Below are 12437 nucleotides of genomic sequence, written 5' to 3'. Positions count from 1 at the left end.
GCTCATCTCGTCGTCGTGGTGGCGGGGGTGGTGGTGCGGGCCGTGGTCACCGCTTCGGGCAGGGCGGTACGGGGGATGGGGGCGCCGTCCACCAGATAGGCGCCGTCGGCGGTGGCGACGACGTCGACCCAGGTGCCGTGCGGGTGGCCGCAGCGGCGCTCGCACCCGGAGTAGTGGACGGGGAGTCCAAGGGCCCCCGGGTGCGCGTCGGCGCGGACGTCCGCGAGGGACTTGGCGCAGCCGGGCAGCCCCGTGCAGGCGGTGACGCCCGCCCAGGGGGAGTCGGGGCGGGTGATCAGCCCGTACGAGGTGAGGCCCGCGAGCCTGCCGGCTTCCGCTGTCGCCCCGACCACGACCGCTCCGCGCCACGGCGTCAGCCGCACCTCCTCGGCGGGCAGCAGCGCGCGCAGCTGGGCGGCGGTGAGGCGGCCGAGGGGGGCCAGGACGTACAGGGCGGTGGGGCCGAGCGGACCGGGCGCGGGCGGCGGGCCCAGGACCAGCAGGGACTCCGCCGCCGGTACGGGCTCCGCCGCGATCCCGGCGCGGTCGAGGGCGCCCGCCACGTCCGGGGCGCACTCCGCCGGCAGCTCCCGCACCCGCCAGGCCCCGTTCCCGGCCTCGCGGGCGGCGTCCAGGAACGCCCCGGCGGCGGCGAGCGCGGCCCGCGGCGCGTCGGCTCCGCCGACCCGGAAGGCCCGCCCGCCGACGTACAGGAGCGCGGAGGAGGAGAAAGAGGCGGAGGAGACAGAGGAGGAACCCCGCTCCACTGCGACCAAGGTCACATCGCCCCCGAGTCCCGCCACGTCACCGCGTCCGTCGTCGAGGACGAAGAGGAAACGGCCGGAAAGCGCCGCGGTCCAGGGTTCGGCACAGAGCAGCTCGTCGAGCTCACGGGCCCACAACTGGACCTCGGGGCCGCCGAGTCCGTCGAGGCCGGCGGCGGGCGAGGCCACGATGTTGCGGACGCGCTCGTGGGTGGGGGAGGGCAGCAGGCCCGCTTCCGCGAGAAGCGCGGCGAGCTCGGCGCCGCAGCCCTCCGCGAGGCCGCGCAGCTCCGCGTTCCCCCGGGAGGTGAGACTGATCCGCCCGTCGCCGAGGGACTCCGCCGCGTGCGCGAGCGTCTCGATCTGACGTGCCGTCAACCGCCCTGCGGGCAGCCGCAGTCGGGCCAGCCGGCCGTCGTCGGCGGTGTGCAGGCGCAGCGCCCCGGGGCAGGCGTCGCCACGGTCCCGTATGCGAGCTTCGCCCCGTTCGGGCGCAGAGGGTGGGGTGGGCGGCATGGCGGCGAGCATACCCACGGGGAACCGGCCCGCCACCGGGTGTGATCCGGCCGACTCCACGGCCCGCCCCGCCCCGCCGACGGCACGATCTACTATGCAGATCGGCATGGGGTTCCAGGACCCCGGGGAGGAAGCCCGGTGAGAATCCGGCGCGGTCCCGCCACTGTGAGCCGGCCCCGGCGACGGGACCGGTGAGTCAGGAACTCCCGCCGTCCACACGACCACCCGGGGCGCGGACAACCCCGAGGAAGGGCCTGCGCACGCCATGCTTCTGCTGCTGTCGCACTCCGACACCGACCTGCTCAGCGCCCGTGCGGCGAACGCCGTCTCGGCCGAAGGGCCGGTGGAGTACCGCTTCGCCAACCCCGCCCGGCTGCCCCTCGCCGACCTGCCCGGCCTCCTCGACGGCGTCGAGCTCGTCGTCGTCCGCCTCCTGGGCGGCCTCCGCTCCTGGGAGGAGGGGATCGACGCGATCCGCGCCACCGGGAAGCCGGTCGTCGTCCTCAGCGGCGAACAGGCCCCCGACGCCCAGCTGATGGAGACCTCGACCGTCCCCGTCGGCGTCGCCACCGAGGCGCACGCCTACCTCGCGCACGGCGGCCCCGGCAACCTGGAGCAGCTGGCCCGCTTCCTCTCCGACACGGTCCTCCTCACCGGCCACGGCTTCGAGGCCCCGGCCGCCGCCCCCACCTGGGGCCCGCTGGCGCGCACCCCGAGGCGTACGGACGGCCCGACGATCGCGGTGCTCTACTACCGCGCCCACCACATGAGCGGGAACACCGCCTTCGTGGACACCCTGTGCGAGGCGATCGAGGACGCCGGCGCCCAGGCGCTCCCGCTGTACGTGGCCTCCCTGCGGGCCCCCGAGCCCGAGCTGCTCGACCGGCTGCGCGGGGCCGACGCGATCGTCACCACCGTCCTCGCCGCCGGTGGCACCAAGCCCGCCGAGGCGCAGGCCGGCGGCGACGAGGAGGCCTGGGACGCGGGCGCGCTCGCCGCGCTCGACGTGCCGATCCTCCAGGCGCTCTGCCTGACCGGTTCGCGTGCGAACTGGGAGGAGAACGACGAGGGCCTGTCGCCGCTGGACGCGGCCAGCCAGGTCGCCGTCCCCGAGTTCGACGGCCGGCTCATCACCGTCCCCTTCTCCTTCAAGGAGATCGACGCGGACGGTCTGCCCGCGTACGTCGCGGACGCCGAGCGCGCCGCCCGCGTCGCCGGGATCGCGGTCCGCCACGCGCGCCTGCGGCACATCCCGAACGCCGAGAAGAAGCTGGCGCTCGTCCTCTCCGCGTACCCGACGAAGCACTCCCGCATCGGCAACGCGGTCGGTCTGGACACCCCCGCCTCCGCCGTCTCCCTCCTCCGCCGCCTTCGTGAAGAGGGGTACGACTTCGGTCCCGTCGAGGAGCTCCCCGGCCTGGTGTCGGGCGACGGCGACGAGCTGATCTACGCCCTCATCGAGGCCGGCGGCCACGACCAGGACTGGCTGACCGAGGAGCAGCTCGCCCGGAACCCGGTCCGCATCCCGGCCGCCGACTACAAGCGCTGGTACGCCGAACTCCCCGCCGAGCTGCGGTCGGACGTCGAGGAGCACTGGGGGCCGCCGCCGGGCGAGATGTTCCTGGACCGCTCCCGCAACCCGGAGGGCGACATCGTGCTCGCCGCCCTGCGCCGCGGGAACCTGCTGATCCTCATCCAGCCGCCGCGCGGCTTCGGCGAGAACCCGATCGCGATCTACCACGACCCCGATCTGCCGCCGTCCCACCACTACCTGGCCGCCTACCGCTGGATCGCCGCCCGTGCCGAGGACGGCGGCTTCGGCGCCGACGCCATGGTCCACCTGGGCAAGCACGGCAACCTGGAGTGGCTGCCCGGCAAGAACGCCGGCCTGTCCGCCGCCTGCGGCCCGGACGCTGCCCTCGGCGACATCCCCCTGATCTACCCCTTCCTCGTCAACGACCCGGGCGAGGGCACGCAGGCCAAGCGCCGCGTGCACGCCACCCTCGTCGACCACCTGGTGCCGCCGATGGCGCGCGCCGACTCCTACGGCGACATCGCGCGCCTGGAGCAGCTCCTCGACGAGTACGCGCAGATCTCCTCCATGGACCCGTCGAAGCTGCCCGCGATCCGCGCCCAGATCTGGACGCTGATCCAGGCGGCCAAGCTCGACCACGACCTGGGGCTCCAGGACCGGCCGGAGGACGACGGCTTCGACGACTTCCTGCTGCACGTCGACGGCTGGCTGTGCGAGGTCAAGGACGCGCAGATCAGGGACGGTCTGCACGTCCTGGGCGGGGCGCCGGAGGGCGAGGCCCGGGTCAACCTGGTCCTCTCCATCCTGCGCGCCCGGCAGATCTGGGGCGGTACGCAGGCGCTGCCCGGCCTGCGCGAGGCCCTGGGTCTCGACGAGTCGGCCGCGACCCGGACCACCGCCGACGAGGCGGAGGCGAAGGCGCGCGAGCTGGTCGAGGCGATGGAGGCCGCCGACTGGTCGGTGGAGGCCGTCGCGACGGTCGCCGCCGCGTACGGCCCCGAGGTCCGGGACGTCCTCCGCTTCGCCTGCGAGCAGGTCGTGCCGCGGCTCGCCGCGACCACCGACGAGCTCACCCACGCGGTGCACGCCCTGAACGGCGGCTTCGTCCCGGCCGGCCCGTCCGGCTCCCCGCTCCGCGGCCTGGTCAACGTCCTGCCGACCGGCCGGAACTTCTACTCGGTCGACCCGAAGGCCGTGCCGTCCCGGCTCGCCTGGGAGACCGGCCAGGCACTCGCCGACTCGCTCCTGGAGCGCTACCGCACGGACAACGGCGAGTGGCCGACCTCCGTCGGGCTCTCCCTCTGGGGCACGAGCGCGATGCGTACCGCCGGCGACGACGTGGCCGAGGCGCTCGCCCTGCTGGGCGTCCGCCCGCTCTGGGACGACGCCTCCCGCCGGGTGAACGGCCTTGAGCCGATCCCGCTCGCGGAGCTCGGCCGCCCGCGCGTCGACGTCACGCTCCGCATCTCGGGCTTCTTCCGGGACGCGTTCCCGCACGTCATCGGCCTCCTCGACGACGCCGTACGGCTGGTCGCGGGACTGGACGAGCCCGCCTCGGAGAACTACGTACGGGCGCACGCGCAGGCCGACCTCGCCGAGCACGGCGACGAGCGGCGCGCCACGACCCGGATCTTCGGCTCCCGGCCGGGCACGTACGGAGCGGGCATCCTCCAGCTGATCGACAGCCGCGACTGGCGCACGGACGCCGACCTCGCGGAGGTCTACACGGTCTGGGGCGGCTACGCCTACGGCCGCGGGCTCGAAGGCCGCCCGGCGCGCGAGGAGATGGAGACCGCGTACAAGCGGATCGCGGTCGCGGCGAAGAACACGGACACGCGCGAGCACGACATCGCGGACTCCGACGACTACTTCCAGTACCACGGCGGCATGGTGGCGACCGTCCGCGCGCTGAAGGGCACGGCCCCCGAGGCGTACATCGGCGACTCCACCCGCCCGGAGACGGTCCGCACCCGCACGCTGGTCGAGGAGACCTCCCGGGTCTTCCGGGCCCGCGTGGTCAACCCGCGCTGGATCGAGGCGATGCGCCGCCACGGCTACAAGGGCGCGTTCGAGCTCGCGGCGACGGTCGACTACCTCTTCGGGTACGACGCCACCACGGGCGTCGTGGCCGACTGGATGTACGACAAGCTGACGCAGGAGTACGTGCTCGACGCGGAGAACCAGGCCTTCCTGAAGGAGGCCAACCCGTGGGCCCTGCACGGCATCGCGGAGCGGCTCCTCGAAGCCGAGTCGCGCGGCATGTGGGAGAAGCCGGACCCGGAGACCCTGGCCGCCCTGCGCCAGGTGTTCCTGGAGACGGAGGGCGACCTCGAAGGATCCTCGGACGACGAGGGCGACGAGGGCTAGCCCGTCACCTGCTCCCGGGCCGGTGCCGGTTCGAGGCGCCGGCCCCGGAAGCCCTCCCGGAGCCGCCGGTCGTGGCTGACCACGATCCGCGTGCCCCGGTACTCCGCGAGCGCGGCCTCGCTCACCGTACGGGGGTCGGTGGGCGGGGCCGTCTCCTGGCGGAGCACTCCGACCCGGGCGGGGGCCCGCACCGCGCCCGCGTCCGGGGGGCGTACTGCTCGCCGGCGCCGCCGCGGGTCTGGTGCGGGCGCTACGGCGTCCGCGGGGCGCCGCCCAGCACCCGTACCGCCTCGACGATCAGGTCCCAGAAGCCGTCCGCGTCGACCTCCATGCCCACCTCCGCGTTGGGCGTCAGCCCCGTCACCCCGTCCAGGTCGACGACGGTCGCGCCTCGCGTCCACGTCCCCGCCAGCTCCACCCGCACCGCCGCCCGGACCAGGCTGACGAGTGACGGGTCGATGAGATGGGCCACCGTCAGCGGGTCGTGCAGCGGGGGCGCGTCGAAGCCGTACACCTCGCGGTAGGTCGACGCGAAGTAGGTGAGCAGCTCGACGCAGAGCCGGCTCAGCGGGGTGCCGAGCGCGGCGAGCCGGGCGACGACCGCGGGGGTGGCCCGCACCTGATGGGTGGCGTTGAGGCCGAACATCGTCACCGGCACACCGCAGCCGAAGACGATGTCCGCCGCCTCCGGGTCGCAGAGGACGTTGAACTCGGCGGCGGGGGTGGTGTTTCCGCGCTCGACGGACCCGCCCATCAGGACGATCCGCTCGATCCTGGCCGTCAGCCGCGGGTACGCGAGGAGCAGCGTCGCGATGTTGGTCAGCGGGCCCGTCGGGACGAGCGTCACCGGGGCCGGGTGGGTGGTCAGGGTGGAGTGGAGGAGCGTGAGCGCGTCGCGCGGGTCCTGCGGCACGGTCGGGTCGGCCTCGCCGAAGGTGGGGTCCCAGCTCGGGCCGTCGAGCCCGGAGCCGCCGTGGATGTTCTCCGCGATGAGCGGCGCGCCCTGCGGCCGGGCGTGCAGCGGCCCCGCCGCGCCCGCCGAGATCGGCACGCCCCGGATCCCGGCGGCCTCGCACACGCGGCGGGCGTTGAGGGTGGTCTTCTCCACCGACTGGTTGCCCGCGACGGTGGTGATCGCGAGCAGGTCGACGGCGGGGTGGGCGGCGGCCAGCAGGATGTTGAAGGCGTCGTCGTGACCGGGATCGCAGTCGAGGATCACAGGTACGGGCATGTCTCCACCGTCCCACAGGCGAGGGTCACCGTCACTTGTCCTTCGCGACCTTCGCCGCCGCCGCGTCGACGACCGGTGGACCGGCGGCGCATGAAGTCTCCCTATGTGTCTGCGTTCGGCCCAGTCAACAACCTGTACCGCGGGCTCGCATCTCGAAGACCCCTCTCGAAGACCCGATGACAAATCTCATTGTTCTAGTAGAGTGCAAACAAGGAGGTTTTCATGAACCGTGCAACGCCGCGTCTCCGCGCGCTCGCCGCGCTCCCCTTCGTCCTCGCCCTCGCCGTCCACCTGCTCCTCTTCGCCCGCTGGCGGGACGAGTTCCCCGCCGAACTCGCCACCCACTTCTCGCTCGGGGACGACGGACGGGCCGACGGCTGGACCGGCCCGACGGCCTACGTCCTCATCAGTACGGGCCTGCTCCTCGCCCTCGCCGCCGGCTGGGCCACGACCGTGCGGCGCCGCGGGCTGTGGGGCGCCTGGGCCACCGCGGGCTTCACCGGCGGGCTCTTCGTCCAGCTCCTCCGCGCCAACGTCGGCGACGAGTTCGAGGTGCAGGTCTTCTCCCCCGGCATGGACCTCGGCGTGGCCCTCACGGCCGCTGCCGTGGCCGGCGCCGCCGGCTGGGCGCTCACCTCGCTCGTCCCCCAGGAGGAGCCGGCCGCCGGCCCCGGCCCCGCGGCGGACGACCCGCGGCTCCCGCTCGCCGCGGGCGAGGTCGCCGGCTGGTCCCGCGACACCGGCTCCCGGCTGCTCACCGCCCTCGCCGTGCTCGCCCTCGCCGCCGCCCCCTTCACCCTGCTCCTCGCCACCTGGCCCGGCGCCCTGCTGGGCCTGCTCGGCCTCGTCATCGGGGTGCCCGGGCTGGCGCTCGCCCGGGTCCGGGTCACCGTCGACCGGCACGGCCTCACCGTCCGCTCGGCCCTCGTCCCCCGCCCCCGCGTCCGGGTCCCGCTCGACGCCGTCGAGGCCGCGAGCGTCCGGGACGTCGACGCCCTCGCGGACTTCGGCGGCTGGGGCTACCGGGTCCGGGCCCACCGCACGGGCGTGGTGCTGCGCTCCGGCGAGGCCCTCGTCGTACGGCGGGAGAGCGGCCGCGAGTTCGCGGTCACCGTGCCCGACGCGCGCACCGCCGCCGCCCTCCTGAACGCGCTGGCCGAGCGGCATGGGAAGGTCTGACCGTGCTCTTCCGCGTCGACCCGGCCTCCTCCGTCCCGCTCGGCGACCAGATCGCCGCCTGCGTCCGCGGGGCGCTCGCCGACGGCTCCGCCGAGCCCGGCGAACGCCTCCCGGCCGCCCGGGAGCTCGCCGACTCCCTGGGCGTCAACGTCCACACCGTCCTCCGCGGCTACCAGCGGCTCCGCGAGGAGGGCCTGATCGAACTCCGCCGCGGCCGGGGCGCCGTCATCGTCCCCGGCGCCGCCGCCCCCGACCGCGCCCGGCTGGTCTCCCGGCTGCGGGAGGCGGCGGCCGAGGCCCGCGAACTGGGCCTGACGGAGGCGGAGTTCCTGGAGCTCGCCCGTACCAGCCTCAGCTGAGGCGGGAGCCGATCCCGACGTTCCAGCGGCCGGAGCGGCCCGTCAGCTCCACGTACGACAGGGGGCGCACGTCGAGGCGCCAGAAGGCCGCCCCGGGCGCGCCGAGGGCGTGCGCGACGGCCGCCCGGATCACGTCCGGCTCGGCGACGGCCCAGACGGTGCCCGGCTCCAGGGCGTCCGCCCAGGCGGCGACCCGGGCCCAGAGGGAGCTCAGGGACTCGCCGCCGTGCGGGACGGCGTCCGGGTCGGAGAGCCAGGCAGCCACCGACTCCGGCTCCTCGGCGACGAGTTCGTCCAGGCGCCGGCCCCGCCACCGGCCCATCGCGCAGCCCGCGAGCGCCGCCACCTCCTCGGCCCCCGTCAGGCCGAGGAGTTCGGCCGTGCCCCGGCAGCGCGGGGACGGTGAGGTGAGCACCCGGGCCGACCGTCCGAGGCGGACCGGGTCGGTGCTCACCGGCTCCACCGGGGAGCCGTCGTCGAACCGGGCCTCGCGCAGGGCCGCGTTCATGGCGGGGGCGACGAGGACGAGCCGTACGGTCCGTTCCGGCGGGGGCGCGTTCACAGGTGATTCTTCCCTCAGTGGTCGATTGGCCGCCCATGCGCCCTTGGCGCGGCACGGCGGGCGCGGTACGGTCACGGCGACAATTCCAGAGACCGACGACGGCGACACGGAAGTCCGGTGGAAAACCGGCACGGTCGCGCCACTGTGAGCCGCCCCGGCACCCCCGGGACACGGCGAGTCAGACCCGACGACCGTCGTCGCGCACCACCGTACTGGGACGCGAGTTCCCGAGGAGGTACCGCCATGGCCGAGGCCGTCGCCCCGTCCGTCACCCCCACCACCCCTGTCGCGCTGCCGGTTTCCCTGCCGGTCCGCACCGTGCTGCCCTGGGCCCTGTTCGCCGGGCTCCTGGCGGTGGTCGCGCTCTACTTCGTCGGCGCCGAGCAGGGCGCCCTGTCCGTCTTCGCGGGCAGCGACGTGCACGAGTGGGTCCACGACGGTCGTCATCTGCTCGGCTTCCCCTGCCACTGATCGCGGTAGAGGAGCTCACGCACATGTACGACACGACGTCCTCCACCGTGAGGAGACTGCTGGTCCGCGGCATGCTCGCGGGCCTGATCGCCGGACTGTTCGCCTTCGCCGTCGCGTACGCCGTCGGTGAGCCGTCCGTCGACGCCTCGATCGCCGTCGAGGAGGCCGCCGCACAGGCCGAGCACGCGGGCCACGGCGCGGCCGCCGCCGGGGAAGCCGAAGAGGAGGAACTGGTCAGCCGGGGCGTCCAGTCCACGGCCGGCCTGGCCACCGGCGTCCTCGTCTACGGTGTCGCGCTCGGCGGCATCGCCTCCCTCGCGTTCGCCTTCGTCCTGGGACGCGTGGGCCGGTTCACGCCGAAGGCGACCGCCGCGCTCGTCGCGGCCGCCGCCTTCACGACCGTCTACCTGGTGCCGTTCCTGAAGTACCCGGCGACCCCGCCGGCCGTCGGCAACCCGGACACCATCGGGCAGCGCACCACGCTCTTCTTCCTGATGATCCTGCTGAGCGTGCTGCTCGGCGTCGCCGCGGTCGTCGCCGGCCGCCGCCTCGCCCCCCGCCTGGGCAACTGGAACGCGACCCTCGTCGCCGGGGCCGGCTTCGTCGTCGCCGTCGCCGTCGCCTGCGCGTTCCTGCCGGGCAACGACGACGCGGTACAGGCCGGCTTCCCGGCCGCCGTGCTCTGGGAGTTCCGGCTCGCCACCCTCGGGATCCAGGCGGTCCTGTGGGCGGTGTTCGCGGTCGCCTTCGGCTCCCTGGCCCAGCGACTGCTCGCCCCGGCCGCACCCCGCCCCGCGGTCGCGGAGACGGTCCCGGCCTGAGGCACCGCGTGGCGCCTCGCAGCATGGCGCCTTCGAGCGTGGTGCCTTGCACCATGGCGCCTTCGAGCGTGGTGCCCTCCAGAGTGGCGCCTTCCGGAGTGGTGCCTTCCCCGTAGACGTGGCGCGTACGGGGAAGGCGCCGCCCCTCAGCCCAGCTCGCGCACCGGGGCGCCCGCCAGGAAGGCCTCGATGTCCTCGACGGCCTGCCCGAAGTACCGCCCGTAGTTTCCCTCCGTCACATAGCCGAGGTGCGGCAGCGCCAGCACGTTCGGCAGGGTGCGCAGCGGGTCGCCGGCCGGCAGCGGCTCCGTCTCGAAGACGTCGAGCCCGGCCCCCGCGATCCACCCCTCGCGCAGCGCGCGCAGCAGCGCCCCGCCGTCGACGAGACCCGCCCGCGAGGTGTTGACCAGGTACGCGGACGGGCGCATCGCCCGCAGCTCGGGCTCCCCGATCAGGCCCCGCGTGCGGTCGGAGAGCACCAGGTGCAGGGAGACGAAGTCACTGTCCCCGAGCAGCTCCCGCCGGTCCTTCGCGAGCCGTACGCCGTGCTCCGCGGCCCGCTCCTCCGTCAGGTTCGGGCTCCAGGCGAGGACGTCCATGCCGAAGGCGAGGCCGATCCGCGCGACCCGGCCGCCGATCTTGCCGAGGCCGACGAGACCGAGGGTCCGGCCGTCCAGGTCCGCGCCGACGGTGGACTGCCAGGGCCCGCCCTCGCGCAGCGCCTGCGCCTCGGTCCGTACGTGCCGGGCGAGACCGAGGAGCAGGGCCCAGGTGAGCTCGGTGGGCGGCGCGGAGCTGCTGGTGGTGCCGCAGACGGTGATCCCCCGGGCGCGGGCGGCGGAGACGTCGACGGAGGCGTTGCGCAGCCCGGACGTGACGATCAGCCGGAGCCGGGGGAGCCGGGCGAGGAGAGCGGCGTCGACGGGGGTCCGCTCCCGCATGACGACGAGGATCTCGCACTCCTCGACGGCGGCGACGAGCGCGTCCCGGTCGGTGAGGTGCTCGCGCACCACGCGGACCTCGACGCGGTCGGCGAGCGGGCTCCAGTCGGCGGAGGAGAGGGCGACGCCCTGGTAGTCGTCCAGTACGGCACAGCGCAGCTTCATGACCGCATGATCGCGCACGCGTGCGTACTCAGGTAGGTGCGGAGGCGCCTGCATCCCTACCCGCGTACCCACGTACGCCACGCTCGGAGCGACAGAGCCGCCCACCCCACGGAGAATTGCCCTGACTTGTCTCTCTTTGTGAGGAGTGGGTGCCGTGGACGCCAACGACGCGGGTTCCGACAGGGACGAACTGGCGGCGCTCCGGGCCCGGATCGCCGCCCTGGAGGCGAGCGCGGCGACGGCCCGGCCACCCCGCCACCGCCTACGTTCGTTCTTCGCCGCCCTGCTCGTCGTCATCGGCTGCGTCCTGACGCCGCTGGGCCTCGTCGCCTCCTGGACCGCGGACATCGTCGGCGACACCGACCGGTACGTGCAGACGGTGACGCCGCTCGCCTCCGACCCGGCCGTCCAGGAAGCCGTCGCGACCCGGGTGACGGGCGCCGTGATGGAGCACATCGACCTGAAATCCCTCCTGGAGGGGGTGGCTCCGGAGCAGCGGCCGCTGCTCGAGAAGGCCCTCGGCGAGCTCGGGAACTCCCTGGAGGGGGCGGTCTCCAGCTTCGTCCACGACCGGGCGCAGGACGTGGTGGCCTCCTCCGCCTTCAAGACGATCTGGATCGATGCCAACAGGGCGATCCACACCTCGCTCGACCGGGCCCTGACCGGCAGCGACGAGGGGGCCGTGCGGATCAACACGGACACGGTCACGATCGACCTGGCGCCCGTGATCGACCGGGTGAAGGAACGGCTCGTCGACGCGGGCCTGACGGTCGCGGGGAAGATCCCCGAGATCCACACCAGCTTCACGGTTCTCCAGGCCGACGACATCGGCAAGGTGAAGACCGGCTTCTCCCTGCTCCAGGCGATGGGCGTGTGGCTGCCGGTGATCTCGGTGCTGCTGGTCGCCGGCGGTGTCCTGCTGGCCACGCGCAGGCGCCGCACCCTGATCGCCGGGGCCCTCGGCATCGCGGCGGCCGCCCTCTTCCTCGGCATCGCGCTCACCGTCTTCCGTACGGTCTACCTCAACGCCCTGCCGTCCGGGGTCTCCCCGGCCGCCGCCGGAGCCGTCTACGACACCCTGGTCCGCTACCTCCGCACCTCGGTACGGGTGTTCGCGGCCCTGGGCGTGCTGATCGCGCTCGCCGCCTGGCTCTCGGGACCGAGCCGCCCGGCGACCCTCGTCCGGGGCCTCTGGGACTCGGGCATCTCCGCGACCCGCGCCACCGCGGACCGCGCGGGCCTGCGCACGGGCCCGGTGGGTCCCTTCGTCCGCCGGTACCGCACCTGGATCACCTGGATCCTCGTCGCGGCGGCGGCCGTGGCCTGCGTCTTCTGGCCCCACCCCACCGGCTGGGTCGTGCTGGGCCTCGCCCTCGCCCTGCTCTTCGCGCTGGCGGTGGTGGCCTTCCTGGCGGAGCAGTCGAACGAGACCCACAAGCCCCACGGGCCCCACGAGAAGAAGGAGCCTCCGATGGAGGCCCCCTCTTCGTGAGCAGCGGGATCAGCTCGGTACGAGCGCCGTACGGC

General features: G+C 74.4%; 11 protein-coding genes and 2 riboswitches. Of the genes, 6 read left to right on the top strand and 5 right to left on the bottom strand.

Annotation, left to right across the window (positions count from 1 at the left end; genetic code table 11):
* Positions 1 to 2: 2 nt before the first annotated feature.
* Complete coding sequence (locus OG361_RS19325) at positions 3 to 1292, bottom strand: cobalamin biosynthesis protein CobG (RefSeq protein ID WP_405855199.1); 1290 nt, start codon at positions 1290 to 1292, stop codon at positions 3 to 5.
* A gap of 79 nt (positions 1293 to 1371) precedes the next feature.
* Positions 1372 to 1505, top strand: a riboswitch (cobalamin riboswitch).
* 40 nt (positions 1506 to 1545) lie between these two features.
* Between OG361_RS19325 and cobN the strand changes: the two genes are divergently transcribed.
* Positions 1546 to 5181 carry a cobaltochelatase subunit CobN gene (gene cobN / locus OG361_RS19320; RefSeq protein WP_405855197.1) on the top strand — a complete coding sequence of 1212 codons (3636 nt, stop codon included), beginning with the start codon at positions 1546 to 1548 and terminating at the stop codon, positions 5179 to 5181.
* On the opposite strand, the gene OG361_RS19315 is transcribed toward cobN, so the two are convergent.
* The gene (locus OG361_RS19315) at positions 5178 to 5372 is read right to left on the bottom strand and encodes a hypothetical protein (RefSeq protein ID WP_405855195.1); all 195 of its coding nucleotides are present in this window, start codon (positions 5370 to 5372) and stop codon (positions 5178 to 5180) included. The two genes, cobN and OG361_RS19315, sit on opposite strands and share 4 nt — an antisense overlap.
* 59 nt (positions 5373 to 5431) lie before the next feature.
* The gene (locus OG361_RS19310; RefSeq protein ID WP_405855193.1) at positions 5432 to 6412 is read right to left on the bottom strand and encodes a nucleoside hydrolase; all 981 of its coding nucleotides are present in this window, start codon (positions 6410 to 6412) and stop codon (positions 5432 to 5434) included.
* A 222-nt stretch (positions 6413 to 6634) separates the two neighbouring features.
* Between OG361_RS19310 and OG361_RS19305 the strand changes: the two genes are divergently transcribed.
* Entirely contained in the window at positions 6635 to 7591 is a 957-nt protein-coding gene (locus OG361_RS19305; protein WP_405855191.1) for a hypothetical protein, read from the top strand.
* Between the two features lie 2 nt (positions 7592 to 7593).
* Entirely contained in the window at positions 7594 to 7950 is a 357-nt protein-coding gene (locus OG361_RS19300) for a GntR family transcriptional regulator (RefSeq protein WP_386291585.1), read from the top strand.
* Here the strand turns inward: OG361_RS19300 and OG361_RS19295 are convergent.
* Complete coding sequence (locus OG361_RS19295) at positions 7943 to 8512, bottom strand: histidine phosphatase family protein (protein WP_405855189.1); 570 nt, start codon at positions 8510 to 8512, stop codon at positions 7943 to 7945. The genes OG361_RS19300 and OG361_RS19295 overlap by 8 nt on opposite strands.
* Positions 8513 to 8620: 108 nt before the next feature.
* Positions 8621 to 8696, top strand: a riboswitch (cobalamin riboswitch).
* A gap of 59 nt (positions 8697 to 8755) precedes the next feature.
* Here OG361_RS19295 and OG361_RS19290 point away from each other — a divergent pair.
* Entirely contained in the window at positions 8756 to 8983 is a 228-nt protein-coding gene (locus tag OG361_RS19290; protein ID WP_405855187.1) for a CbtB-domain containing protein, read from the top strand.
* A 23-nt stretch (positions 8984 to 9006) separates the two neighbouring features.
* A complete protein-coding gene (locus OG361_RS19285; protein WP_405855185.1) occupies positions 9007 to 9804 on the top strand; it encodes a CbtA family protein in 798 nt (265 codons plus the stop codon).
* 146 nt (positions 9805 to 9950) lie between these two features.
* Here the strand turns inward: OG361_RS19285 and OG361_RS19280 are convergent, their stop codons facing one another.
* On the bottom strand, positions 9951 to 10910 hold the full coding sequence (locus OG361_RS19280) for a D-2-hydroxyacid dehydrogenase family protein (RefSeq protein WP_405855183.1): 960 nt from the start codon (positions 10908 to 10910) through the stop codon (positions 9951 to 9953).
* Between the two features lie 154 nt (positions 10911 to 11064).
* Here OG361_RS19280 and OG361_RS19275 point away from each other — a divergent pair, with 154 nt between their 5' ends.
* Positions 11065 to 12402: a hypothetical protein gene (locus OG361_RS19275; RefSeq protein WP_405855181.1), complete on the top strand. Its 1338-nt coding sequence runs from the start codon at positions 11065 to 11067 to the stop codon at positions 12400 to 12402.
* The last annotated feature ends 35 nt before the right edge of the window (positions 12403 to 12437 follow it).

Source organism: Streptomyces sp. NBC_00090 (genome assembly GCF_045160815.1).
GTDB lineage: Bacteria > Actinomycetota > Actinomycetes > Streptomycetales > Streptomycetaceae > Streptomyces.
The sequence above is the reverse complement of the archived record's forward strand: the minus strand, read 5'-3'. Positions and strand labels throughout refer to the sequence as shown.